Origin of the sequence: Aporhodopirellula aestuarii (genome assembly GCF_023701485.1) — a bacterium.
Taxonomy (GTDB): Bacteria; Planctomycetota; Planctomycetia; order Pirellulales; family Pirellulaceae; genus Rhodopirellula; species Rhodopirellula aestuarii.
This window is the reverse complement of the sequence record NZ_JAMQBK010000031.1, coordinates 124773-149789: the sequence shown is the minus strand read 5'-3', so window position 1 is coordinate 149789 and position 25017 is coordinate 124773. Positions and strand designations below refer to the sequence as shown.

Sequence of the window (25017 nt, the reverse complement as noted above, 5' to 3'; positions counted from 1 at the left end):
ATATTTACGACGCCATTTGGCTCACTTGACCGTGCGTGGGATGGCGATCGTCTCGGGCGGCATGATCGCGTTGCCAGGGTGTTCGAAAAGATCTCCGCGAGCAGATCGAGAGAGCCGCTACCGCGTTGCCGGGCCGTCGATGAACCCGACCTTATGGGACGCGTCAGATTTTATCACCTGCGATCACTGCGAGATGGTGACCCGCGTGGATCGAGGGATTTTGCACAGGGCGGTCGAACAATGCGTTGGCGAGTCGGGAAGAGGGGCAAACGTTGTTTGCTGGCATTGCGGAACCGGATACGACGTTAACCAGTTGCGGGGCGTGCTCGAAAGTCCCGCGACACCTCCGGATATCATCGGAGTGGTTTCGTGCTCCGACGAAGAACTCCACCGTGGTGACGTGGTCTTGGTACGACGGTATCAGGATGTTTCCAACGAGCACGTCAAACGCATCGTCGCGAGGCCAGGCCAAGTCGTTTCGGTCGACGAGTCGGGTGGTCTGCTCGTCGATGGATTGCCTCCGTCGTTGCCGTCCGACCCGGCAATCCCGGTGGATTTTGATCGGTACCGTCAGGTCTCGCGTTGGCGAGCGGATGTGCAAAACGAGGACGATCTGTCCGAACCGGGCTGGATACGCCAAGACGACCGGAGCTGGGAGTCGGCTGCCGGTGGCGGATGGTTGATCTATGAAAACCGTTCGGTTTATCGAGCCGTTCGCCCGGTGCGGATCCTCGACGACTATCCAGGAAACATTGGAATCCAACGCAAGCTTTTCCCGGCAGATGGCGTGTCGCTGCAAATGCACGTATCCAGCGAGTCCTCTCTCGACGACGTTGACCTAGTGGTCTGGAACGGATTTTGGACGCCGGCGGGGATCGATGTCCAGCGACACGTTCAGCATGGTTTGTCCGAAACAGGCAACGTTTTGCGGAGTCATGTTCGGCCAATCGATCCGTCGATAAACCACGCCTCCACCGTTGAGCCTCTTGGGCCTGCCACTCACGAAGTGGTTGCGAAGGCTGATTTTGCGAGCATTCAGCTAGAGTTCGAGCGTCGTTTGTCAGCCACTCGTCCCGTCGGGCTGTTTTTGGAACGACGTTTGCATCACTCGCATCACGATGATCGGCAGGCAATGTCGGACGTCACTGCAACGCTACCTGCGGTGCGGATTCGCGATTTGGAGGTGTATCGAGACCTTGTGTACCGTGCTTCTTCAACACGTGTTTCCGCAAACCGTTTCGATTCGCAACGCGATGAGTCCGTTCGGACTGCGTCGGGATGGAAGGCTGGGAACACGTTAACAACGGGTGCCCCCTTTTCTCTCACGCACTTACATCTCGGTGCGGATGAGTGGTTTGTAGTCGGCGACAATCTGCCGCTATCCATCGATAGCAGGCACTGGGGAAGCGTCCGTTCGCGCGAAATCGTGGGTCGGTTGAGTGATTTCCCTCTTTGCGCTGATGATTGAGTGTTTGTCGCATATTAATTTGTGTCGACGCCGTCTGATTGCCGAACATTAGAGTTACCGTAGGCTTCTCACACTGTTAATATGCTCTTAACGTGAAATTCATAAACCCAGTTTCAATGCTTCCAACGCAAAAAATGCGGATGTAAAACGCCTGGAGGGGCAGATCATGACCTCAGGATTGTCTTCGATCGATATCGAATTGGCTCTCGCAGTCATTGCGATGACGGTCTTGACTCTCCTGGCTTATCGTCTCGGACATCTTTGGAAGTTGAAGTCTCAGCGACTCGAAAACTTGGTCCTTGCTGTGTCCGTTGGGCTAGCGTTTCTGCTGGCCTGGAGTTACTTCGGTCGTCTGGTTTGGGCCGAAGCGATCACGTCCAGTTCGGCCTTGTATTGGTCCAACGTCACGCCGATCGCGCTTGGGTTCACGAGTGGTTTGGTGGGGCACACCCGCGGTTTGCGTCGTGCTGTCCGTCCGTTCGTCACGGCGTGTTTGATGATCTTGGCGGTCGGGTATGTGGCGACGCCGATTGCACGTCCGGTTTTGTTTCCGTTGACGCTGGATCCTTCACCGAAGTGGAAAAATGGCATCTGCTTGCAATCGCATTCGGCGAGTTGCGCCCCGGCTGCGGCGGCGACGTTGTTGAAACTCAACGGTGTCGAATCGCGTGAGGATGTGTTGGCGGATGCTTGTTTAAGCAGCACGCTGGGGACGGCTCCACTGGGTCTTTACCGCGGTCTCAAAACGGTGGCGAATGAACACGGTTTGCAAACCTGCGTGGCGGCGAAAGATCCGACCGACTGGTTGCAGGCGGGGCAATTGCCGAACGTAGCGTTGGTGAGTTTTGAAGCGTTTCCGGGACAACCGATCGGCAATCGATTTCTCGGTAGCCGATATTCCGGTCACGTCATCACCGTGTTGGGCAAAACGGATGGCGGACGATGGTTGATCGGTGATCCAGCCGTTGGCAGGATCTCATGGTCGGACGATGAACTCCGTCGACGGATCACCGGCGAAGCGATCTATCTAAAGCGATAGTCGTCGCTGTCTGTTGTTTGATCGCTCAGTGTGACCGACCTACCATGCCATCGATCAGGTTTTGACGAGTGCCCCGTCGATCGCGGTCCGCAGTTCGGCACAGAACGAACCGACGATTTTGGCTGCCGCTTCGGTCGGGTTCCCGCCAGCTTGTTTGGCCGCATCGGTCGCTTCGGCGATCCGACGCACGATGGCTGATCCGACGATCAGGCCGTCGGAGATCGGCGCGAGCTGTGCGGCTGTCTCCGGACTGCTGATTCCGAATCCGATGCAAACCGGTAGGTCGGTTTGCTCTCGCAACCAAGAAACGCTGTCGACGATGTCGGACGGTAACGCTGAACGTTCACCAGTGATTCCGGTCACGGACACGTAGTACAAGAATCCGGTTGTTAGTTCTGCGATCCGTCGCTGCCGGTCACGGGTAGTGGTGGGGGTGACGAGCTGGATCAGGTCAAAACCGGCGGCGCGGCAAATCTTGCTCAGTGGTTCGGCTTCTTCGACCAATAGGTCGGGCACGATCGCGCCGCAGTACCCCGCCGCCATCGCTTGCTCGACGTACTTAGCCATCCCCACGCGATAGATGATCGAGTAGCTGACCATGGTGACGCGGGGCATTGTGACTTTGGTCGGATTGGGTTGGGTGAGTTCCCGGCCGAGGTCAAACAGATGTTGCAATCGGAACCCCGCGTCGAGTGCCCGTTGGTACGAAGCCTGGATGACGGGGCCGTCCGCGATCGGGTCGCTGTAGGGGACTCCGACTTCGCAGAGATCGGCACCGGCGTCTTGCGCCGCTCGGATGACGGCGGCAGTGGTCTCGATTCCTGGATCGCCCGCCGTAACAAACGGCATCAACGCTTTGCGATTTTGGGTGGCGAGCGTTTCGAAAAGACGTTTCAGTTCGGACATGCCATGGGCTCAGGCGTGAAGGGGTATCTGTGTCAGCAAACGCGAATGACTGTGCTCGATCGCGTTAGATGTCGTTCCGGACGACCTAAAAGCCGTCAAATGGAATGATACCGTAGATACCTTCGGTGAACACCTGAGTGACAAAGTTGTTAAAGATCTTAATCGGGCGTTCAGGAATGATCACGACGTCTCCGTCCCGCAGCCAAATTTCGTCGGCGGGGGTGGGGCGTTTCCCGCGGATCGCTCCGTTGAGATCGAGCATCGTGGAGACCAAACGCCAATCTTCGGCGCGGCGGAAGATCACGACTTGACGGAGGTTTCCGCCGGGCAAATGGCCGCCGGCGGACGCGATCGCCCCCATCACGGTTGTCGGGGTGCTCAATTCTTGGCGACCGGGCGCGCCGACTTGACCGAGCACGTAAACAAAGTGAGGGGCCTGCTGCGTCAAGATCGGTTCGACTTCGAGCCCGACGACGACCTCGGCATAGCGCAGATTGATTTCGCGTTTGAGTTGCTCGAGCGTGAGCCCTTGCACATTGACGCCTCCGATTCCCGGCACGCGGATGTGTCCGTCGGGCATCACTTTGACCGTGATCGCCTGAGCAGTGAATCCACCTAAGCCACCGACGGCGGCGCGGATGTCTTCGGCGAGCGTGTTGGTGCGTACCGGAGTGACGTCGATCGCCGGTTCGTCGTAAAACGCTTCGTACTCTCGTTCGAGAAGTGAACGCAGACCTTGGACAGTCAAACCGGCCGCTTGGATTTGGCCGAGCAATCGAACAGTGATCGTTCCGTCAGGTTGGATCAGCAGTCCGCGTTCTAACGTGCCGCGATCGAGATCTTTGTCAGCGATCGATTCGATCGAAACTTCATCACCCGGCATCAAGCGATACTCCCCGTTGTCTTGGCGGCGCGTGACCAGATACACGATCTGGATTTCGTCACCGGGCCGGACGTGGTACTTGGCGAGATGTTGCAGACGTGAGGGACCGGCGTATCCACCTGGCCCGTAGGCATCGAATCGCATCGGACGCATGTCTTGCCATCGTGCTTCGCTGCCGCACGCGGTCGCGCAGTCGACACCCATCATGCATCTCGGACATCCGTAACCTTGCGGTCCCATGATCATGGCTGTGCCGCACGTCGTGCATCCACTGTGCGTTGAACTCAAAGGAGGCCCGTGCTCAACGATGTGAGGTCGATCCGAATACGTTTGAGCGAACAACGGACAAGCCAACAATGCTTGCACGCCAACGATCACAATGGTCGTCGTCAGTCGAATCACTTGGCGATGAGAGAGAGGGATCATGCTGGGAACGTCTCGACAAAGAATAAATGCGGGTTGGGTGACGAGCAGGATCGGACCGCTACCACCATTTCTTTAATCCGGGTAGCAGTCGTGAACTCACTCGTCCTTCGCGTTGGTCGGGTTCAGGAGGCGTTGCGTAGCTGGCAGGTGTTGCCTGGGTGGAATGAGTGCCGCCGTACGGATTTGCATTGCCGTATTGAGAGGTGCTGTCATACGTTTGCGGGGCATACGATTGCGAGGACGGCGGAGAGATCAGTTCGTTAGCGGGCGGCGAATTCGACGGTTCGTTGTGGCCGGTGGGTGATCTGAAGGATGCCGTGACGGCTCGGAAGAATGATCTGGGTGACGGCGCCGTGGGGCTTGATGTGGCCACGTTGGACGTGTTGCCGTTTGCTGCGTTGGCATTCGATGTGGTGGCAGCGGCGGCTTGATACTGTACTTCGGGCGTCATTGCCGATGGCTGAGGAGCCGCTTTGGTGGACTGAGGTGATCCGGGGATCACACTGTGTGAGATCGCCGCGAACATCTGCGGCGACATCGTGGTGATCTCCGGTACACGATTTGGTTGTTCTTGTTGTGGCACGTGAGGGCGTGTGGCCGCCAAGATCGAAGAGCCGTAGGGTGATGACGAAGCTTTGCGATGCGCCGAGGTGTTCAGACGCGTCAAGCGTGCTTCGTTGGCCGGGTTGGGTTGCAGCGTCAGTGAATGGCCCAGTGCCCATCGGGCTTCGTCGAGCAGGCCGATGTCGGCGAGATGGTGGCCCAGTTTTGCGACCAAATCGGCATTGTCGCTTTGACCTTGCACCGCCGCACGCCGCAAACAGATTGCAGTCGGGCCTGGCAGTTGGGTCGATTCGGCACGCCCGAGTCGTATCGCGGCGAGCAAGTCCATCGTTTGTGCCGCGAGCAGACTTTGCGCTGCAATTCCGCTGAGTTTGGTCCGTGCAAAATCCAGGTAGCGATCGATCGCTTCACTCGCCGTGGGCAGATCCGTGGAGGCGTTCGAGTCAGATGCTGATCGATCCAACCGGGCGAGCGCCTCGGCGGAATACCTCGCGGTGATCGGCGGCAACGTTTTGCGAACGACATCGGTCTGGTGCGCACGCGCTAGACGAGCGATCGCTTGTCGGTCCTCATGGGCGAACGGTCCGACGAAGTCTTGGGCTTCCAGGATCGCTCGTCGTCCTTCATGAAGCTGTTCGAGGGCGCTGATGCGTTGTGGTGCATTAAAAGCGTTTTGTGCAGGCGAGTTACTCGCAGCCAAATCGATCGCTTGGGCGGCTTTTTCCAACGCGTCCCAAGCGGAGGTTTCGGCCGAAGCGTAGGCGGCGCAGTCGTATTCCAGACTGGCTTGTCGAAGCAATTTCGCGGCCTCGTCGATTTGTGATTGAGCCGTTTGCGACGTGAGGTAAACGGTGGTTCCGGAGGTCGGCGGCGGGGTGGTGGAGGCGACAAATTGCGATCGTTGACGGGCGGCGCTGGCCAGGGTGCCGCGTGTGGTCGCTAAGTTAGGTGGATTTGCCGGGGGCATTCCGCCGGCAAATTGATTTCCGTCCGCCACGGGGAGTCGCGAGGGACGCATGCCGGTGTTTGAGGATGTCGCATACGCGGGCAAAGGTTCTTCGTGGAACGATTGCGGCGTGAACGCAGACCAATCCGGACCGACGGCAACCGGCCCCGTGGGGCTGATCGCGGTCGTCGATGGCGACTGCGAGGCGAGGTTCGCGGGAGCAGCCGGCCCTGACGAATGCCCCTCCGTATGGACTTGGGGCATTTGCAATCTCGCCTGCGCGACCGGACCCAATGATGTCCCAGGGATGGAGATGCTATTTTCACGCGTCTGGGTTACGAACGGATTGATTTGCTGCGCGTCGGCATCCGAGGCGAAGCTTGAAAATCCTGCCGCACCAACCAGCGCTGCCGAAAGCAGCATTCTTTTTGCACGACGGCATTCGACGACAATCAGCGGTGAATGTTTCATGACGTGTCTCTCAATGATGGCGCGGAGCATCGGTGGTGATCCCGTTCTCTCGTCTCATCGGAACACGGCCGTGGTGGAGTGTGCTGATTCTGTCAGTCGGTCCAGCCGAATGTCCACTACACGCCGAACAACCGGAAGAATCGTCACAAATTACCGCTGCTAGATTGACACAATTCTGTCGGGGGGGTGCTAAACGTGTTCTACACTTGAGCAGACCCTTGGCTCACCCTATACGGAACACGTTTCTATGCCCGCCAACCCGTCCACGCCCGGCAGTGCGCAAAATCGTAGTTGTGATCGTTTTCGCGCCAGAAACACGGAAAACCTGATTGCCGAACTTCTTGTGCTGCAGGAGGACGATGTCGTTCGTCATCCCTGTCAAATGGCAGATATCAGCGTGGGTGGCTGCGCGGTCAAAGTTTCGCTGGCTCACCCCGAAGAAATGTCGGTGGCGGTGCTGCGCATTCGAGACAAGTCAGGGGCGATCGATTTGGAGGTGGCCGGTCGACTGTGCTGGAACCAGCAAACCTCTGTCGGCAGCAACACGTTCGGGTTTCGGTTCCGACGTTTGATGGACGGCAAGGTGATCGATCAGATGGTCGCAGAGGGTTTGGTCACGCGGCGTCAGGAAGCGAGAACGACTGTGGGGACCAAAATTCAGCTCCGCCGGGCTCACGGGCATCCGACGGTCAAGGTTGCGACACTCGAAGATTTTTCCACGACGGGTGTGCGCATTCATTCCGATCAGGAATTAAGCGTCACCGAACGGTTGTTGCTCACCACGCCTTCGGGGGCAAGCGGGAGCGTGTCGGTCAAATGGGTCAAACCGTTCGGCAATCAGTTTGAATGCGGTTGCATCTTTCAAAATCTGAATTCGGCACGCGCTATCAACGATGCCCTGACCGCGCGAAGCTAAATCGGGATCCGAAGCCGGTGGTTGAATTGCTGATTGGGGGTTAGTTCCGTCTGTTCGATTTGGCTGTCAGATACCCGGCGTACTCGAGCACAGTGACACGTCCATCGCCATCGAAATCGGCTCCCGCAGGGCTGATTAACATCTTGCTCCATTCGCTGGCCGAGAGTGCCATGTCTCCGTTGGTGTCGTACTTCGAAACGATCTTACTGGACGCCGCCATCATCCTTTCGCTAGGTGGTTCGCTCGGCATCTCGAGTTTGGGGGCCTCCGGAACGCTCGGAGTTGAGCTGGAGGGCGTCGACGAGCTTGATGAGGAGTTCGAAGTGGCCGAAACCATGGTGTCAGAGCTGGGCGAAATTCCCCGGCGGGTATCGCTGGCCGTGTAGCCTTTGTTCACCCCCGAATAGACTTCGTTGGCGGTGATCACTCCGTCTTGGTTTTGATCCCACTGATAGAATTCGTTGATGAGTTTGTCGTTCCATTCGGACGTGTATTCGCTCATGGAGACTTGTCCGTCGCCATCAAGATCGCGGTCGGTGTAGAACCGTGGCATTCCTTCGGGGGTGGGAGCTGCGTAAACGCGGTAGGAACGCCGGCCTTCGAAATCTTCGAGGATCGGTTCACGACTTTCCGGCTCGCTGCGTCGTCGATCATCCCGTCCGTTATTGCGGTCGGCTTCTTTGCCGGCGCGTTCGACAGCTTCACGAGTTGCCAATTCGGACTCGGACAATTTGCCATCGCCGTTTCGGTCGAAGTCGAGCGGAGTGCCCCAGAAGCGTCCTCGGCTGATTTCTTCTTTGTCGAGTTGGCCGTCTTTGTCGCGGTCGTATCGCCGTAGCGTGTCACGGGCTTCGGCGAGATCCGCGGCGGTGGGGGCAACCGCCATGATGTCGGCGGTCGGGCCGAAACCGAGCAATGGCAGCAGGGCCATCTCTTGCCCGAAACCCGGTACCAGTGGTTCGACAGCGGTCGGATCAGTGTTTTCGCTTGAGCGTCCGCGATCACCCCGGTCGCGATCGTCTCCCTCACCTCCACCACGCATTTTTTCGAATGCGCTGGAGACTTTTTTGATCGAAATCGGCTGGCCGGGTTTAATGCTCGAATCCATCGACTGCAGTCGTTGGATCAAAAAGCCAGCAGGACCTTCTTGTTCATCAGGATCGATTTGACCATTCCCGTTGCGGTCCAGACGCGAAAGAAAACTGCTCGGGTCGCCCCCGCCCCGTCCTCCTCGATCGCCACCGAATCCGCCGCCGGGAGGTCCGCCGCCAAATCCGCCACCGGGAGGACCACCGCCGAATCCGCCCCGACCGCCTCCACGGTCTCCGCCCCGGTCGCCTCCGCGGTCTCCACCTCCGCGGTCTCCACCTCCGCGGTCTCCACCTCGATCGCCCCCACGGTCTCCACCCCCACGGTCTCCTCCTCTGTCACCACCACCGCGTTGGGCGGTGGCCTGACCTGCGGAAATGCCGAGGATGACGAGGGCCATGATGAAAGTCGTGATTCGCGGTGACGCGTTCAAATGGGTCATCGACATGGTATTGAGCGAGGTGAAAAGGGATTAGTCGCGGTGAGGACCGGGAAAACGGATCGCGTTTGTGCGATCGTGCGGGGGTTGAAACCCCGGAACCGGCGTCTGAGTTTCGCTCCGGCTGCCCCGATATTCTAATCGGATCCTTGACGAAGCCCGGAAAACGCCGATTTTGCTGGGGCCTCGGCATCACGATTTCCCACCGAACCGAGGTTTCTCTTTCCCTGTCAAAACCGCTATCCTGCGATATCTGCGAGAGCACGCCAACTCAACAACGAAATCAGTGTGCCCGTTCTCAACATTAACTCCCTTCAATCTTCACCCTCCCAACCATGTCTACCGCTTCAGTCCAAAACGTTGAAGTTCGCCTGCCCGATGGCACCGTCCAAAGTCATCCCAGTGACACCACTCCGATGGATGTCGCTCGCGGGATTAGCGAGGGATTGGCTCGTAGCGTGGTGGCGGCCGAGGTGGATGGGAAAGTCGTGGACTCGTTTCGTCCGCTAGGCGAATTGGCCAATGAAGAGGGTGCGGTTCCCTTGAAATTGCTGACCACCCGCGATGCCGCCGCTCTCGATGTGCTGCGTCACTCGGCGGCTCACGTGATGGCTCGCGCGATCATGCGTGTCTACAAAGGCGTGTCGCTGGCGTTTGGACCGACCACGTCGGGCGGTTTTTACTACGATTTTGATTTGCCCGAAAAAATCAGCGAAGACGACTTCCCAAAGATCGAAGCCGAAATCAAAAAGATCATCAAAGACAAGGAACCCTTCGAACGGTTCATCCTCGATCGTGACGAGGCTCGCAAACTTTGCGACGATCTCGACCAAGATCTGAAGGTCGAACACATCGAAACCGGTTTGGGCGATCAGGCGACCGTCAGTTTTTATCGCCAGGGCGAATTTGTCGACTTGTGCCGCGGCCCCCACATCCCTCACGCTGGCATGATCAAAGCGATCAAATTGCTGTCCGTCGCCGGGGCGTATTGGAAGGGCGATGCATCAGGTCGCCAGTTGCAGCGAGTTTATGGAACCGCGTTTTTCGACAAAAAAGAACTTGCGGCGTACCTTGAGCAACTCGAAGAAGCCCGCCGTCGCGATCACCGCGTGCTCGGAAAACAGCACGGCCTGTTTGCGATCAATCCTGAGGTCGGCCAAGGGCTCTGTTTGTGGCTCCCCAAAGGTGCCCGCGTTCGTGTCGCGTTGGAAGATTTTCTTCGCAAAGAGTTGCTCTCACGTGGATACGATCCGGTTTACAGCCCGCACATCGGACGCGTCGAACTATACGAAACCAGTGGCCACTTTCCGTACTATCGGGACAGCCAATTCGCACCGCTGTTCGGCAGCGAAGTCGGTGGATTGCTCGATGCGTGGAACACGCGATTGCAAGAAGGCAAACTCAGCAGCGACGACGAAGAAAAGCTGATCGCCGCCGCGGAAGTTTTTGGCGTCAAACTGAAGGACTACAAACCTTCCGCGTCGGTCGAAGCGAAGCAGAAGGCGCTGCACGATTGGCAACTCGTCAACGAGCGATACTTGCTCAAACCGATGAACTGCCCGCACCACTGTCAAATCTTCGCCGCCCAGCCTCGTTCGTACCGGCAATTGCCGTTGCGGTTGTTCGAGTTCGGAACGGTGTATCGCCACGAACAAACCGGTGAACTCAACGGAATGATGCGTGTCCGCGGTTTGACTCAAGACGACGCCCACATCTTCTGCACTGCCGATCAAGTCGAAGAAGAATTCCGAGCAACGATCGAGCTGACTCAGTTCGTTCTCAAATCGGTCGGACTCAATGACTACCGTGTGCAATTGTCGTTGCGTGATCCGGACAGCAGTAAATACGTCGGCAGCGAAGAGAACTGGGACCGCGCCGAGGGAGCACTCCGCGGCGTGTTGCAACACTCGGGAATGGAATTCAACGAAGAGCCCGGAGAGGCGGCGTTCTACGGACCGAAGGCCGACTTCATGGTGCGAGATTGTATCGGCCGATCCTGGCAGCTCGGGACCGTGCAGTTGGATTACAACCTGCCCCAGCGATTCAAGCTCGAATACAAAGGCAACGATAACGCAACGCATCAACCGGTCATGATTCACCGAGCTCCGTTTGGATCGCTCGAACGGTTCACGGGGATGTTGATCGAACACTTTGCTGGTGCATTCCCAATGTGGCTCGCACCCGAACAGGTCCGCGTCTTACCGCTGAGCGATAAATCGCTGGACTACGCCGTGGCGGTTGCGAAACAGCTTGATGAAGCTGGGCTGAAAGTCACCGTGGATTCGAGTGATGGCAAGGTGCAAGCCAAGATTCGCAACGCCCAGTTGGACTTGGTCAATTACATGGCCGTCGTCGGACCCAAGGAAGCCGAGATGGGACATCTCGCACTGCGTGACCGGATCGACGGTGACCTCGGATCAATGCCGGTGGCCGAAGCGATCGCCCGACTCACCGACGAAGTCAAGAATCGCACGGTACGCCAAGCGGTCCGCTCGTCCACCGTGTCGATCGCAGAATCCAGCGACACGTCGCACGAGTATTGAGCAAAGTCGCCCAATCGCTCCGCGATTGGTCCTCTTGGCTTGTGCCTCTCATCATGAACACCCACGTTGATGCGAGCACGCAGGGCGAAAGTTGCATGCCTTGTCCATTTGCGGAGCAAATGGGCGACAGTCGCCCAATCGCTCCGCGATTGGTCCCCTTGGCTTGTGCCTCGCATCAAGACACACCCACGATGATGCGAGCACGCAAGGCGAAAGTTGCATGCCTTGTCCATTTGCGGAGCAAATGGGCGACAGTCGCCCAATCGCTCCGCGATTTGTCCCCTTGGCTTGTGCCTCGCATCATGAACATCCAGGTTGATGCAAGCATCCAAGGCGACGGTTGCTCGCCCCATCCATTTGCAGAGCAAATGGGCGACGTTAGACATACTCATCCAGGCCGATCATTTGCTCGCGGAAGTCGAATTGAAGGTCGGGGTGCACTTTCTCGAGTGCTTTTTCGATCTTCTTAATTTGCGTCAAATACATGTTGGCGCTCACGCGGCAGCGACCGAAGTAGATTTTCCGCTCAACGATCTGGCGACAGAAATGAATTCGCACCTGTAACTCCGTCTCTTTGTCGCCGGAGTAGCGGATGCATTTATCCATCGTGCGGATGATTTTCCGCAGCGTCTTTTTGTGGATCGAACGGCTGGCCGGCAATTGCTCGCTGATCTCGGCACAAACCTCGTCAACATAGCCCGCTTCGTCGTCCGACTTCAGCAACAAGTAGGTCAACAACTCTTTGTTGTCGACCTTGAAACGAGCCAATCGCACGCACGCGTCGAGTAATTCATCACGTGGCAACGGAGCGAGCGCCTTCTTGAGTTCGCTGATCGTTGCTGGCTTCATGATGACAATACGTCAGCCGTTGGTGGCTGACGTTTTAGATGGATGCGACCGGGCGATATCGCCAATTAACTAGGCAAGGGCTTACTTCAGCTCGCCAGCTTCGGTGATCTTTACAAGAGTTTGGGTGCGACCGCTGCCCGAACCGACCGACTCAATTTTCTTGACCACGTCCATGCCTTCGAGAACGCGTCCGAAGATGACGTGCATGCCGTTGAGGTGCGGTGTTGGTACGGTGGTGATGAAGAATTGAGACCCGTTTGTGTTGGGACCGGCGTTGGCCATACTGAGCAAACCTGGTACCGAGTGACGGAACTTGAAGTTTTCATCTGCGAAATCGCGACCGTAAATGCTTTCGCCACCGGTTCCATTACCTGCGGTGAAGTCACCGCCTTGCAACATGAAACCCGGGATGACACGGTGAAACGCGCTGCCTTCATAATCCAAAGGCACACCCGATTTGCCGGTGCCCTTTTCGCCGGTGCACAAAGCACGGAAATTTTCGACCGTTTTGGGGACGTCTTTTCCAAACAATCCCATCACGATTCGCCCGGCAGGTTCGCCACCAATGGCGACGTCGAAATAGACCTTGTTGGTGACTTCTGCTTTGGTCGCGTCTTGTGCCGAGGCTGTGGATAGCGACAACGAGGCGAACAAAGCGACGAGGACGAGCGTGAAAGTGCGGTAAGCCATCTTTGGAAAGGACTCCAGTGGGGGTGGGAAGAGTGACCGATCGTTGCGGTCGACTCGTTGAGGATGGTGTATTTAACCAAATCCGTCGATCGGGTTTCAACCCAACCTACGAACCGAACCCGGTTTGCGGTCGAATAGATTATTCGCAAACCATGACATTCTGTTTCGAAACGAACGATAAAAAATGCCTGTATCTCAATCATCTTTGCCGCAAGAAGCCCCTACCGGCGGCGATTTTTCCCAAGCGAGCGAGCCGTTTCGTCGCATCGCGGTGGAAATTGGACACGTGCTCGTCGGGCAGGAGGCACTCGTCCACCGGATGTTGATTGGTCTGCTCACCGGCGGACACCTGCTCATCGAGGGCGTTCCGGGGCTCGCCAAGACGACCGCGGTGGCGAGTTTGGCAAAGTCCATACGCACGCAATTTCAACGGCTGCAGTTCACCCCCGACCTATTGCCCGCGGATTTGATCGGGACGCAAGTCTACCGGCCCCAGGATCAGAGTTTCGTCGTTCAGAAAGGGCCGATCTTTTCGAATTTGATTCTCGCCGACGAAATCAACCGGGCTCCGGCAAAAGTGCAAAGTGCCCTCCTCGAAGCGATGCAGGAACGTCAAGTCACGATCGGCGGCGAAACCTTCCCGCTCGAGGAACCGTTTCTGGTGATGGCGACGCAAAACCCGGTCGAACAGGAAGGCACCTACCCGCTGCCCGAAGCCCAGATGGATCGATTCTTACTGAAAGTCATCGTGGACTATCCCGGACGCGATGAAGAACTCCTGATTCTGCGGCGGATGAGCAAAACGGCGCCAAAATTCGAGGTGGCGGGCGTGACCTCTCCCGAGGAAATCATGATCGCGAGAACTCACGTCGATCAGGTTTTTATCGATCCCAAAATTGAAGGCTATATCGTCGACATCGTGATGGCCACGCGTCGGCCGGCCGCCTACGGGCTTCAACTTGACGGGCTGATTCAGTTCGGTGCTTCGCCACGTGCGTCGATCAACTTGGCGCTGGCGGCGAGAGCGAACGCGTTCCTCGACGGCCGCGGTTATGTGCTGCCCGAAGACGTCCAGAATCTCGCCCTCGATGTGCTCCGTCATCGTGTCATGATCACCTACGAAGCCGAGGCGGAAGAACGAACCAGCGAGTCGATCGTCAAGGAAATAATGGATCACGTGGCGGTACCATGATCCCGAGCGATGTGCTGAAGAAAATCAAACGCATCCAACTTCGAACTTCTCACAGGGTCGACGAACTGCTCACCGGCAGTTGGCATTCGGCGTTCAAGGGACGTGGGATTGAGTTCGAGGAAGTGCGCCCGTACCAAGTCGGCGACGATGTTCGCACGATCGATTGGAACGTGACCGCGCGGAGTGATATGCCGTTCGTCAAACTGTTTCGAGAGGAACGCGAACTCGCCGTGATGTTGCTCGTCGACTTGAGCTCGTCGATTGGTTTCGGAACCCAGCATCAAACGAAACGCGAACTGGTCACCGAACTCGGTGCCACGCTGGCGATGTCGGCGATCAAGAACAACGACAAGGTCGGGTTGACGTTGTTCACCGATCAAATCGAAAAACACGTGCCACCGCGAAAGGGGTCACGGCATGTCTTGCGACTTATTCGCGAAATGTTGTACTGCGACCCGATCGGCACACGAACGGATTTGATGGCGGCGCTTGATCACTTCAACCGCACCACGCATCGCCGCAGCGTCGTGTTTTGGATCAGCGATTTCATGACGGGCGGAATGCATGATTCCGAGGAACAACGATCCAACGAAGAAAAATCGCTTGAACGTGCCATGCGTGTTCTCAGTCGACGACATGACGTGATTCCCATCATCGTGGGTGACGAACGAGAAATGCGATTGCCTCGCGTCGGTTTGCTACGACTCCGGGACTGCGAAACGGGACGGATGCAAGTTGTTGATACAGGGAGCCGGCGAGTCCGGAGCCAATACGAAGCGATGTCGCGACAGCGGATGATCGCTCGCGACGCCATGTTCGCCCGCTTGAAATGGACGCCGCTTCATTTGCAAACCGGTGACGACATTGTCGAGCCGCTCCAGCGTTACTTTCATCAACGCGAGCGGCGGGCGGTATGATCTTTCAATGTTTCGCGTGCAGCCTGTTGGCGGTGTTTCTCGCGGTGCCCGTCGATAATCTCGCGTCGAAAGAGACACCCTCTAATACGGCAACGTCGGAAGAACAGCTAATCGTTCCGAATGACGATTCACTTGTGCTCGAACGGCCCCGCGTGGTCGTTTCGACGCAGAAAGTTGCGATCGCAGAACCGTTTACCGTACGTGTTGAAATGATCGCGCCGGCGGGCAGTCGCGTCGCTTTTGCGCCGGTGGACGAAACGCTTGGCCCGTTTGATGTTCTGCGTGTTGCGGACACTCCCGACGTTCCCGCTCCCGGGATGGCCAGCGATCAGCGTTTGTGGGCTCGGATTTTGGTTCTCGAAACGTTGGCCCTCGGTACGCAAACGATTCCACCGATCGAGGTGAGCGTGCAGACAGGTGACGAAAACGCCACGACACAAACCACCAAATCGGAACCGCTCACGATCGAGGTGCAGAGTGTCCTCGAGCCGGAAGAGCAAGCCGCACTGAATGAGTTTCGTGACATCGAAGGCGAAATCACGTTGAAAAAAGTGGCTGAGCCCGTGGACACTGATCTGCAGTGGTGGCCGATCGCGGCTGTCGCACTGGGAGTGGCGGTCGGAGCGTTCGCAGTTTGGTACCGTCGTCGGGATCGAGTGATGAAGTGGTGTCGGAAACGACTGGCGGAACTCAGGCAGCAACCGATCAGCGATGCGGAGGACTACATCGCCGCCTCTGATTTGTTGAAGCAGGTGCTTCATCTCGGCGTAATGGGACGGGATCGTTCGAAGGTTTCGCGGTTGACCACGGCGACTCCATCGACCCGACGTTTGATCGAAATGCTAGGCGAACAGGAATACGGCGACGCGGAACTTGAGCGTCTCGGAACGGCCTTTCGGTATGCGGATCGATTGAAGTTTGACTCGCGAAGCGACCGGGGTGTTTCAGGAGAAGAGGCCGATGCACTTCGCACGGCGATCGATGATGCCGAACGCCAGCTTTCTTCACGGCGTGACACAGGTTCTGTTTCCAAGGAGGCGGCCTGATGTTATCGCTGTTCCATTCGCCCGAATATTTGTGGCTGCTGTTGTTGATCCCGGTACTGGCCTGGCGTCGCTTCTTTGTCGCTCAAGACAACGGAGCGATCCCGTTTAGCAACGTCGAAACGACGATGCGGTTGCCTCGTACGCTGCGACAGCGATTGATTTGGTTGCCCGACGCGCTCCTGTTGCTGGCCTTGGTCGGATTGATCGTGGCGTTGGCACGCCCTCGTGATGGGAGACAACAGACCGTGTCGACTAGCGAAGGGATTGCAATCGAATTGGTCGTCGACCGCAGCGGTAGCATGCAAGCGATGGATTTTCGCATCGATGGTGAGCGGGTCGATCGATTGCAAGCGATCAAGAACGTGGTCACCGAATTCGTGCTCGGTGGAGAAGGGCTCGAAGGGCGGTTCAGCGATCTGGTAGGGCTCGCCACATTTGCCGGGTACGCCGACGCGGTGACTCCCCCGACGCTCGATCACTCCTTCCTCGTTGCGATGCTCAATCAGACCCGGATCGTCGATCAACGAAACGAAGATGGGACGGCGATCGGTGACGCGATTGCCCTGGCGACTGAAAAACTCAATGCGCTCGACGCTCGGGGCAAGCAAAAGATTAAAAGCAAGATCATCATCTTGTTGACCGATGGCGAAAGCAATGCGGGGACGCTCGATCCGTTGCAAGCCGCGGAACTCGCCGAGACGCTCGGCATCAAGGTTTATACGATTGGCGTCGGGACGAAGGGCGAAGCACCCTTTCCGGTGCGAGACCCCTTCAGCGGTCGACAAGTGCTACGGCCGATTGAAGTCAACATTGACGAAGAAACGTTGACGAAAATTGCTGAGCGAACCGGCGGGAAGTACTTTCGTGCGACCGACACCGACTCACTCGAAGCGATTTATCGCGAAATCGACGAACTCGAGAAAACGAAAGTGGAGTCCAAGCAGTTCGTTGAATATCGCGAACTTGCGGTGGAAGACTATCCGACCTTGTGGGGCACGGTTCCGCCGATCCTGTCAATCGTGTTGTGTCTCATCGTTGCTGGCGTGCTGTTGAAGACGTTGTGGTTGAGGGAGTTAACGTGAATCGTATGAACGAGTTGGTTGACTGGTTGCCCGAAGACAGCATGATCGGCAATCCCGCCGCCGTGTGGTGGATCATCGCCGCGATGATGGCAGGGGTGACGTGTTTCCTCGTGGTGGCTCTTCGATACCGAGCCCAACGCAGGTTCGCGACGGAGGATCGTCTTGATGATTTTTTTGATCGGACTTCGTTCTTCGCCCGTCATCGATATATCAGTGCAATCCTGTCGGCGGTCGTCGTGTGCTCGGTGTTGTCGTTGTTGACGGTCGCGTTGATGGATATTCGATGGGGTAAATCGGAGCAGGAAGTACCGCAAAAAGGAATCGAGATCATGTTCTTGCTCGACGTCTCGCGGAGCATGTTGGCGGAGGACGTCGCGCCCAATCGTCTCGAACGGGCCAAGCAAATGATGCGCGACATGTTACAGCGGATGGCGGGAGACCGTGTTGGGCTTGTCGTCTTTGCCGGCGAAACCCGGCAAACCATTCCGCTGACCAACCATTACGAAGACTTCAGCCAAATGCTCGAAGACGTTAACCCGAGTTCGGTCCGCCGTGGCGGTTCACGTCTGGGCGACGCGATCGCATCGGCTGGTCGTGCGTTTCTCAGCAAAACTAACGCTCATCGAGTGATCGTCGTTTTGACCGACGGGGAAGACCAGGAGAGTGAACCGGTGAAAATGGCAAAGAGACTGCATGACGATGAAAATATCCGCATCTTCACCGTAGGCCTGGGTGACATGAATTCGGGGGCCCGTATTCCCGACGTTGATCGGGAGCAGTCGCGGCGCCAAACAGGAAGCTATGTGAAATACAACGGCGAACCGGTGTGGTCCAAAATGAACGGCGAAATTTTGCGAGAGATCGCGACCGAAACCGAGGGCGCTTACATTCCAGCAGAGACCAAACACGTCGATATGGGCGAGATCTATGACCGCTACATCGCGGGCCTGCAAACGACTGAGTTTGAAACGGCCAAGGTCGATGCCTATGTCGCGAGGTTCCAGTGGTTTGCATTGCCCGCGTTTGTGTTGTTGCTGATCGATTTTGCGAGCAGGTTGTCTTGGCGACGAAGCAGTGTTGAGACGATGCGAAAATCGTCCATTGCGGGTTTGGCTTTCTTGATTGCATTGGCTCAACCCGCGATCGCGAACGCTCAAACGAATTTGCGGCAATTCACTCAGGCGTATAACCACGGCGTCGAACTGTATCGACAGGGTGAACTTGAAACCGCAGCCGACGAGTTTTCTCGCGCGATCGGTTCCCCTGACGACGAAGTTGCTGCGGCCGCTCGGTTCAACCTCGGTACGACGTGTTACGCCCGAGCTGTGCAGATGTTGTCGGCCGAAGAATCGCAACCGAATGCAGCTGCTGAATCCACAGAAGTGGCCGGGCCAGACCAGGTAAAAGAAGTGCTGGGCCGTGGCATCGAAGCGTTACGTTCGGCACTGCGTCTCAATCCCGATTGGGCGGACGCTCGGGTGAACCTCGAAAAGGCCGTCCGACTGCGCGCAGAAATCGAGAAGCAACAGCAACAGCAGCAAAACGAAAACCAGAATCAGCAGCAAGATTCCGAGCAACCAAAATCGGATCAACAAGAATCTGAGCAGCAGAACTCAGAACAATCCGGCGAGGGTGAAGAGCAACAGCAGGAGCAACCCGACCAGCAGCAACCGCAGGATTCCGGTGACTCCGGATCCGGCGAGCAATCCGACTCGTCCGGGCAGCCCGAAAACGAGCCATCCGAAGAGCAGCAAGCGCAAGACTCTCAATCGGATGAGGGTGATGAATCCGAGTCACAGTCGCAGCCGGAATCGCCTGAGCAATCACCTTCGAATTCCGACCAGTCCGAATCTTCGTCGGGGGAACCCCAGCAGGACATGGATGACGACTCGCAAGGCAACGAGCCATCTGAAACAGAAGGCGAGAATCAGCAGCCGACCGATCCCGCCGATGTCAGCGGTGAGCTATCCAGTGACAATAGTGGCGATGGGTCGTCGACGCAGAACGCATCGTCGGTCGGTGCCGGTGAGCAGGCGGAAGATGACCGGCCCATGACGGCCGAGGAGGCGATGAAGATGCTACAGGCGATTCGCGATCGAGACATGATCCGCCGATTTCGTCTGCAGCAGATGCAACAACGGCGTCAAATTCCCGTTGAAAAAGACTGGTAGTTGCGTCGCGTTTACAAGCATCCAACGAAGTGCCACGGCGTAGTGGATTTTGGCTGAAATCCTTGGGGGATGGAACTCGGGCGAATCCCCCAATCGAATTGGCGAACGCCTACAGCAGGTGTTTTGCTTTGACTTCGAGATACTGATTAACCAACGGAGCGGTAAGCTCGTCGGGGAAAGCGTCCACCACAAGCACGCCACGGTGGCGAAGACCCGTCAACACTTGCTCACGCCACAGCAGAATATCGGCCGCCGCTGCGGCGCGGTACATCGTGAAATCATCGATTGATTCGGTATAAGGCCGTGGCTGTTCGCCGGCGGGCGTTGCAGCGGCTGCCGCCAAGGCGGCATTGTGCGGTGCATCGGCAGCATCAAACATTTCCCGGTCACGTAGCAGTACACCGAGCGGCAAGTGCGTGCCGGTCAGGTTCGATAGATAGTCAACGACCACCGCCGAGTTCACTTCGTCGACCACATTGGTGATCAGCGTGACAAGTGAACGTCGTTTGCAACGCGAGTTCAGATGCAAGAATGCTTGGTCGTACCGTGATTCGACCATCCGCGGGAACTGGTCGAATCCCGCTTGCAACAAACGGTTCATTTGGCTGGCGCCGCCTCGTGGCGGGATGTAAGCGTGAATCTTGTTGCTGAAACAAATCATGCCGACCGAATCACCTTGCTGCAGCGCAACGTACGCCATCATGAGCGACGCGTTGAGTGCATGATCGAGCAGCGAATATCCGTCGCGTTGATTGGTCATCATGCGCCCACAATCGAGCATGAAGATCAATCGCTGGCTTTGATCGCTCTGGAATTGTCGAACGGTGAGCTTGTTTCGTCTCGCCGTGCTCCGCCAATCGATGTGTCGGTAGTTGTCGTCACGCGTGTAATCACGCAGTCGTTCGAAATCGCTGTCTTGACCGATCCGCCGCGTGCGTCGAACTCCGATCAGACTGAGCCGATTCGTGCGCGCGAGCATCGCGTAATCGGACAGTTGTTTCATGTCCGGATAAATGTTCACGCGGTCATGCACGTCAAGCGTGATCTGACGTTGCCACAATCGCAACGGGCTGTGGATCCGCAAGTAGCAACGTTCGAGTTCGAAGGCACCGCGGCGATGCGCCGTCAATTGGCTGTGGGCGATTGTTTCCATTCCCGGAGCCAAGTCAAGCTCGTGCATGTTGGGCTCGGCCGTGAAATTCTCGGGGAGATCGTCGCAGAATTCACCGAGCAACCGCAGCGAGGTTTTGTTTCGCAGCGTCAGCGTGCTCTGCAGGGGAACCCGGAGTGAGCCCGTTCGCGAAATCTCGCGGGTGACACTGATTCCTGTCGCTGCGCTGCGTCCACTGCCCCACCACAGCAACAAGAAATCGATCAGCGTGACGACAAAAATGAGCCCGTCGACCATCACGAGGACCACAAGCCATTGTGGCGAGAACACAAACAGCACACTCAGCACGATCGAGACGCCGAGCAGGCTCGCCCATAATCCAGTGGGAAAGACGCGAGTTCGATAGGCGGCGATGATCAGCGGCAGGCTGAGCACCAAGAGCAGCAGCCACGGCAGCCCGCTGAGCCACTGGATCTCGTTTCCGACGTCGCTTGCGAGGGTCGATTGAGCTAGATCGAAAAACATGGAGACGCGTCGCGGTCACGGGTACGAGCCGAGAGTATTCGGCTGCATCGATATCGTAGGGAGGCGTCATCTTAGCAGAATCTCGTCGTTCCCCACACGCTTCCGAACAGACACGAATCAGATAAGATTTGGCGATGAATTCCAACTCCCGATCGATCGAAGGACCGCCGTCGCCCACTTTCCATCTGACGGTCACGTATGACGGGACCGAGTATTCAGGATGGCAGGTCCAACCCGGGCGACGGACGATTCAGGCGGAACTCGAACAGGCCGTCGCCACTTTGCTGGGAAAGTCCGGCAAAAAACAAAAGCCCGCCGAGACGACGCCCGGGAACGATCCGGGGGTGCAGGTCGATGCTGACCTCGCCGCGGGAGCGGATCGGTATGAAACGGAGGAGCCTCAAACGCGGCAGGAGCCTCGGGCACTGCGAGTTCTCGGTAGTGGGAGAACCGATGCGGGAGTTCACGCCTGGGGGCAGGCCGCTCGTTGTGTGTTGCCGAACTGGCGGGCGGATGCCAAAGCGGTGATGCGGGGGCTCAATTCAAGGTTGCCCGAAGACATCACCGTGGTGGATGTCCGCGAAACGATCCCCTCGTTTCATCCGATTGCGGATGCGATCGGCAAGCGGTATCGATACCAGATTCAAATCGGAGGCCATCGCAATCCGTTTGCCGTTCGTACTCGCTACCGAGTGCCCTGGCCGATCGATGTCGATTTGCTCGCGAAGGCTGCGGAGAAATTTCTTGGCTGTCACGACTTCGCCGCGTTTCAGGCGTCCGGTGCGGTTCGCTTGAGTACCGTTCGGACGATCACCCACAGCGTTTGGACGCGTGAGCCATGCGATCCATGCGGCGGGCTCGCTGAGGAGTTGACCGGGCAACGATGGTTTTACGAAGTCGAGGGCGATGGGTTTCTCTACAACATGGTTCGCAACCTCGTCGGCACGATGTTCGACGTTGCTCGCGGCTATCGGCCGATCGAATGGATCGATGAGGTGTTGGAGTCCAAAGATCGCCGGTTGGCAGGGGCGACTGCCCCGCCGCAGGGGCTTTTTTTGTGTTGCGTAAATTATCCCAATGAGGTTTTTTTGACTCCCTCGCTAATGTTCACGAAACCTTAACCTTTGAAGCCTGAAAATCGGTTGAAATGATCGACAATCCATGCGACGTATCGCATCGCATTTCGCGAAACCGATAAGTCGAATTGGCTGTTCGTTTTTTCACCCACCTCGAGTTCAAGATGAATGGTGAGAATTACCCCGCCGCACCTCCTGAACCTTCTATCCAGCTCACAATGTCGTCTACGTCATCCCTCGTGACTCCGCGCCCGATTCTCGACGAGGCGACCCGATCGCTCGTCAGGCGAGCTCTCGCGTCGCGTGTTCTGACAATCGACGAGATCAAGACCGTCGTCGCATCGCTATTGATGGAGAGCACCTCCGTCGACTCTCAGCGTTTGGTCGATGGGCTGCGCAATGCTGGTTTACTGACGCGTTGGCAAGCGAGCAAGTTGCTCGCGGGAAAAAGCCGCGGCTTCTTTTTAGGAGCGTACAAGCTGCTCCGCCCGCTCGGCCGGGGCGGGATGGGGATGGTGTATCTCGGTGAGCACCAAGTCATGAAACGGCAGATGGCACTCAAAGTTCTGCCGCCCGATGCGCTCAAAGACACGCGAAGGATCGAACGATTCAAAGAAGAAGCTCGTGCTTCGGCGCAGCTCGATCACATCAACATTGTTCGCGCGTATGACTTCAACGAAGCCGGCAACAAACTTTACATTGTGATGGAGTACGTCGACGGTATCGACCTTCATCAAATCGTTATGCGTGATGGTGTCATGTCCTATGACGCGTCGCTCGATGCGATCACTCAAGCCTGTGAAGGATTGGTGCACGCACATGAACGAGGTGTGATTCACCGCGACATCAAACCGTCTAACCTGATGCTCCGCAGTGATGGTGTCGTCAAGGTCAGCGACATGGGGTTGGCCCGGATAGGATGGAGTGAAGCCGACGACAGTCGGGAAACCAAACGTCTGCTCGGCACGGCGGATTTTGTCGCCCCCGAACAAGCCCTCAACAGCAAGACCGTTGACGCGCGAGCGGACATCTACTCACTCGGTTGCACCTGGTATTTTTTGCTGACGGGTAGCTCGCCGTTTCGGGGTGACAGCGTGGCCCAGCGATTGGCCAAGCACCAAACCGCCCCGATACCGGATGTGCGTGAGCTTCGCAAAGATTGCCCCGAGTCGCTCGCGATGCTGCTGATGCGGATGATGGCGAAAAAGCCTGCCGATCGTCCTTCGTCGGCCGCCGACCTGCTCAATCAGTTGCAACGTTTGCGATCGGGACGAGGCGATCTCGATTCGCGGCATGAACAGTTAGCTGCCATGGTCACGCGTCGTGATTCAGCGATCGACGACAAGCTTTATCAGGCGTCCATGGACGACAGTTCCGCAGCGCAGCTCTCGGAGGTCGACGTTGTCGAAGTGATCGATGACTTCGATTTTGGATCGCTGCCGCCGCTGGATGCCTCAGTCGGATCGGCGTCTGATTTCTCGTCTGTGGGGCCATTGGATTCGTTGTCGAGTGGTCTGCGAACCCGGCCCAATCCCGCACTACGGCCTGCCACGGCGGGCCTTGGGGGCGTCCCCAAGAAGGTCGCACCCCAACAAGCCAACGGGCCGCATCGCTCAGCAGATACGCAGCTTGTGATGCTCGGCATCGGACTCGCGATCGCCGTGCTTGCCCTCGTCCTCGTTGTGGGAATTGCCGCATACACGATTTCCCGTCCGCTGCCTAAAACGGCTCCGAAAGTGAAAGCGATGGAAGACGGCAAGGGCGGCACGGTGTTCATCGTCGAGTAGTCCACCACGCAACTGTGACGGTTTCTGCTTGTCCCGATTTGCGAGACCACTGAGAAATCAGTTTGTCGGTATGCGAACCGCTTTCGTCGACTCCGGAGTCGCGGTTGGATTTGTGCAACCGATTAAATCGGTTGTGCGCCCCACTTACTAACGGAACCTACAGGTATTTGAATAAATCCGACTGGGGTTACGCGTTTGACGGATCTCGCTGCTCTTGGTGGACCTACACTTCCTAAGGATTTGTCCACCTTGGGATCAGCCGATCGCGGGGAAATCATTAAGAAGACGGCCTCGCCGAGTTTATGAGGTGTCGCCGTTTCCAATCCGCAAGCGTCTCCAACGTCCAAGTGAAGTCTGTGCTGATCGTTACCACTGTCAGCAGGTTGATTAAAACGATCACCGGGAGCGTCTTGCCCGCCATCACAATCGGACGCACAACCGCTATAACCCGCCCCGTCGAAAAAACTCGCCGTTTCGTGACCGCCATATCCGTATTGAAAGTAAGCATGCGCACCGCCACGACCATTGAAGCCGCAATGGCCTCCGTGGAAATGCGCGTGGAAATCATCGCTACTAAACGGCTGGCTGGCGGCGACAGCTTCATCCGAGCGGACCAGGAAAGTGAAAACGGCACCGGTGAAGGCAACCATCACAAGACGTTTCATTCAAATAATCCATTGGTGTCCAGGGACGGATTGAGCCGATCTCACGCACCGCTCGGACCAAGCCGTGGGTCACGGCCAAAACCTTGCAAAACACAAATGACCGCCTGTCAAAACGCTCGCGTGTGTCATCACCGCGAATGCGGTGTTTCGTCGATGCGGTATTGCTCACGCCGTTTTGGCCATCGTTCCATGTACGTCTTGCGGGATCCCAAACGG

Annotated in this window: 19 protein-coding genes; 11 read left to right on the top strand and 8 right to left on the bottom strand. The window is 57.2% G+C overall.

The window, feature by feature from the left end:
• The first annotated feature begins 139 nt into the window (after window positions 1-139).
• Both NB063_RS12300 and NB063_RS12295 read left to right on the top strand, forming a co-directional pair.
• Entirely contained in the window at window positions 140-1468 is a 1329-nt protein-coding gene (locus NB063_RS12300) for a S26 family signal peptidase (RefSeq protein ID WP_250929022.1), read from the top strand.
• Between the two features lie 166 nt (window positions 1469-1634).
• Window positions 1635-2507, top strand: coding sequence for a cysteine peptidase family C39 domain-containing protein (locus NB063_RS12295; RefSeq protein ID WP_250929021.1), 873 nt, complete (start codon window positions 1635-1637; stop codon window positions 2505-2507).
• Window positions 2508-2561: 54 nt separating this feature from the next.
• Here the strand turns inward: NB063_RS12295 and trpA are convergent, their stop codons facing one another.
• From trpA to NB063_RS12280, 3 genes are all read right to left on the bottom strand, one after another.
• On the bottom strand, window positions 2562-3413 hold the full coding sequence (gene trpA / locus NB063_RS12290) for a tryptophan synthase subunit alpha (protein WP_250929020.1): 852 nt from the start codon (window positions 3411-3413) through the stop codon (window positions 2562-2564).
• 85 nt (window positions 3414-3498) lie between these two features.
• Window positions 3499-4722 carry a polysaccharide biosynthesis/export family protein gene (locus NB063_RS12285; protein ID WP_250929019.1) on the bottom strand — a complete coding sequence of 408 codons (1224 nt, stop codon included), beginning with the start codon at window positions 4720-4722 and terminating at the stop codon, window positions 3499-3501.
• A gap of 58 nt (window positions 4723-4780) precedes the next feature.
• Window positions 4781-6703 (bottom strand): hypothetical protein, encoded by a 1923-nt coding sequence (locus tag NB063_RS12280; protein ID WP_250929018.1) that lies wholly within the window; start codon window positions 6701-6703, stop codon window positions 4781-4783.
• A 247-nt stretch (window positions 6704-6950) separates the two neighbouring features.
• Here NB063_RS12280 and NB063_RS12275 point away from each other — a divergent pair, with 247 nt between their 5' ends.
• Window positions 6951-7619 (top strand): PilZ domain-containing protein, encoded by a 669-nt coding sequence (locus tag NB063_RS12275; RefSeq protein WP_250929017.1) that lies wholly within the window; start codon window positions 6951-6953, stop codon window positions 7617-7619.
• Window positions 7620-7659: 40 nt separating this feature from the next.
• On the opposite strand, the gene NB063_RS12270 is transcribed toward NB063_RS12275, so the two are convergent.
• Window positions 7660-9156 (bottom strand): EF-hand domain-containing protein, encoded by a 1497-nt coding sequence (locus tag NB063_RS12270; protein ID WP_250929016.1) that lies wholly within the window; start codon window positions 9154-9156, stop codon window positions 7660-7662.
• 326 nt (window positions 9157-9482) lie between these two features.
• Between NB063_RS12270 and thrS the strand changes: the two genes are divergently transcribed.
• Window positions 9483-11690: a threonine--tRNA ligase gene (gene thrS, locus NB063_RS12265; RefSeq protein ID WP_250929015.1), complete on the top strand. Its 2208-nt coding sequence runs from the start codon at window positions 9483-9485 to the stop codon at window positions 11688-11690.
• 378 nt (window positions 11691-12068) lie between these two features.
• Here thrS and NB063_RS12260 read toward each other — a convergent pair whose 3' ends face one another.
• On the bottom strand, window positions 12069-12539 hold the full coding sequence (locus tag NB063_RS12260) for a hypothetical protein (protein WP_250929014.1): 471 nt from the start codon (window positions 12537-12539) through the stop codon (window positions 12069-12071).
• An 81-nt stretch (window positions 12540-12620) separates the two neighbouring features.
• Window positions 12621-13229 carry a peptidylprolyl isomerase gene (locus NB063_RS12255; protein ID WP_250929013.1) on the bottom strand — a complete coding sequence of 203 codons (609 nt, stop codon included), beginning with the start codon at window positions 13227-13229 and terminating at the stop codon, window positions 12621-12623.
• Window positions 13230-13413: 184 nt separating this feature from the next.
• On the opposite strand from NB063_RS12255, the gene NB063_RS12250 reads away from it, so the two are divergent.
• From NB063_RS12250 to NB063_RS12230, 5 genes are read left to right on the top strand one after another with little or no spacing between them, the layout of a single operon-like run.
• Entirely contained in the window at window positions 13414-14421 is a 1008-nt protein-coding gene (locus tag NB063_RS12250; RefSeq protein ID WP_250929012.1) for an AAA family ATPase, read from the top strand.
• A complete protein-coding gene (locus NB063_RS12245; RefSeq protein ID WP_250929011.1) occupies window positions 14418-15338 on the top strand; it encodes a DUF58 domain-containing protein in 921 nt (306 codons plus the stop codon). The genes NB063_RS12250 and NB063_RS12245 overlap by 4 nt, the downstream gene beginning before the upstream one ends.
• Entirely contained in the window at window positions 15335-16384 is a 1050-nt protein-coding gene (locus NB063_RS12240) for a DUF4381 family protein (protein WP_250929010.1), read from the top strand. The genes NB063_RS12245 and NB063_RS12240 overlap by 4 nt, the downstream gene beginning before the upstream one ends.
• Window positions 16384-17466 (top strand): VWA domain-containing protein, encoded by a 1083-nt coding sequence (locus tag NB063_RS12235; RefSeq protein WP_250929009.1) that lies wholly within the window; start codon window positions 16384-16386, stop codon window positions 17464-17466. Before NB063_RS12240 ends, NB063_RS12235 begins: the two co-directional genes overlap by 1 nt.
• Window positions 17467-17471: 5 nt before the next feature.
• Window positions 17472-19637, top strand: a complete 2166-nt coding sequence (locus NB063_RS12230) for a VWA domain-containing protein (protein ID WP_250929145.1) — start codon at window positions 17472-17474, stop codon at window positions 19635-19637.
• A 109-nt stretch (window positions 19638-19746) separates the two neighbouring features.
• Here NB063_RS12230 and NB063_RS12225 read toward each other — a convergent pair whose 3' ends face one another.
• The gene (locus NB063_RS12225) at window positions 19747-21273 is read right to left on the bottom strand and encodes a DUF58 domain-containing protein (RefSeq protein ID WP_250929008.1); all 1527 of its coding nucleotides are present in this window, start codon (window positions 21271-21273) and stop codon (window positions 19747-19749) included.
• Between the two features lie 134 nt (window positions 21274-21407).
• Here NB063_RS12225 and truA point away from each other — a divergent pair, with 134 nt between their 5' ends.
• Together truA and NB063_RS12215 are read left to right on the top strand one after the other, a co-directional pair.
• On the top strand, window positions 21408-22394 hold the full coding sequence (truA, locus tag NB063_RS12220; protein ID WP_250929007.1) for a tRNA pseudouridine(38-40) synthase TruA: 987 nt from the start codon (window positions 21408-21410) through the stop codon (window positions 22392-22394).
• 173 nt (window positions 22395-22567) lie between these two features.
• Window positions 22568-24136 carry a serine/threonine-protein kinase gene (locus NB063_RS12215; RefSeq protein WP_250929006.1) on the top strand — a complete coding sequence of 523 codons (1569 nt, stop codon included), beginning with the start codon at window positions 22568-22570 and terminating at the stop codon, window positions 24134-24136.
• A 122-nt stretch (window positions 24137-24258) separates the two neighbouring features.
• On the opposite strand, the gene NB063_RS12210 is transcribed toward NB063_RS12215, so the two are convergent.
• A complete protein-coding gene (locus NB063_RS12210; protein WP_250929005.1) occupies window positions 24259-24801 on the bottom strand; it encodes a hypothetical protein in 543 nt (180 codons plus the stop codon).
• Window positions 24802-25017: the final 216 nt, after the last annotated feature.

Excerpts from the sequence above, each read along its gene's own strand:
- trpA (WP_250929020.1), bottom strand. The coding sequence starts at position 3,413 with ATGTCCGAACTGAAACGTCTTTTCGAAACGCTCGCCACCCAAAATCGC.
- NB063_RS12255 (WP_250929013.1), bottom strand. The coding sequence starts at position 13,229 with ATGGCTTACCGCACTTTCACGCTCGTCCTCGTCGCTTTGTTCGCCTCG.
- NB063_RS12225 (WP_250929008.1), bottom strand. The coding sequence starts at position 21,273 with ATGTTTTTCGATCTAGCTCAATCGACCCTCGCAAGCGACGTCGGAAAC.
- NB063_RS12280 (WP_250929018.1), bottom strand. The coding sequence starts at position 6,703 with ATGAAACATTCACCGCTGATTGTCGTCGAATGCCGTCGTGCAAAAAGA.
- NB063_RS12260 (WP_250929014.1), bottom strand. The coding sequence starts at position 12,539 with ATGAAGCCAGCAACGATCAGCGAACTCAAGAAGGCGCTCGCTCCGTTG.
- NB063_RS12250 (WP_250929012.1), top strand. The coding sequence starts at position 13,414 with ATGCCTGTATCTCAATCATCTTTGCCGCAAGAAGCCCCTACCGGCGGC.
- NB063_RS12285 (WP_250929019.1), bottom strand. The coding sequence starts at position 4,722 with ATGATCCCTCTCTCTCATCGCCAAGTGATTCGACTGACGACGACCATT.
- truA (WP_250929007.1), top strand. The coding sequence starts at position 21,408 with ATGAATTCCAACTCCCGATCGATCGAAGGACCGCCGTCGCCCACTTTC.
- NB063_RS12215 (WP_250929006.1), top strand. The coding sequence starts at position 22,568 with ATGTCGTCTACGTCATCCCTCGTGACTCCGCGCCCGATTCTCGACGAG.
- NB063_RS12275 (WP_250929017.1), top strand. The coding sequence starts at position 6,951 with ATGCCCGCCAACCCGTCCACGCCCGGCAGTGCGCAAAATCGTAGTTGT.
- NB063_RS12295 (WP_250929021.1), top strand. The coding sequence starts at position 1,635 with ATGACCTCAGGATTGTCTTCGATCGATATCGAATTGGCTCTCGCAGTC.
- NB063_RS12270 (WP_250929016.1), bottom strand. The coding sequence starts at position 9,156 with ATGTCGATGACCCATTTGAACGCGTCACCGCGAATCACGACTTTCATC.
- NB063_RS12245 (WP_250929011.1), top strand. The coding sequence starts at position 14,418 with ATGATCCCGAGCGATGTGCTGAAGAAAATCAAACGCATCCAACTTCGA.
- NB063_RS12230 (WP_250929145.1), top strand. The coding sequence starts at position 17,472 with ATGAACGAGTTGGTTGACTGGTTGCCCGAAGACAGCATGATCGGCAAT.
- NB063_RS12210 (WP_250929005.1), bottom strand. The coding sequence starts at position 24,801 with ATGAAACGTCTTGTGATGGTTGCCTTCACCGGTGCCGTTTTCACTTTC.
- NB063_RS12300 (WP_250929022.1), top strand. The coding sequence starts at position 140 with ATGAACCCGACCTTATGGGACGCGTCAGATTTTATCACCTGCGATCAC.
- thrS (WP_250929015.1), top strand. The coding sequence starts at position 9,483 with ATGTCTACCGCTTCAGTCCAAAACGTTGAAGTTCGCCTGCCCGATGGC.
- NB063_RS12240 (WP_250929010.1), top strand. The coding sequence starts at position 15,335 with ATGATCTTTCAATGTTTCGCGTGCAGCCTGTTGGCGGTGTTTCTCGCG.
- NB063_RS12235 (WP_250929009.1), top strand. The coding sequence starts at position 16,384 with ATGTTATCGCTGTTCCATTCGCCCGAATATTTGTGGCTGCTGTTGTTG.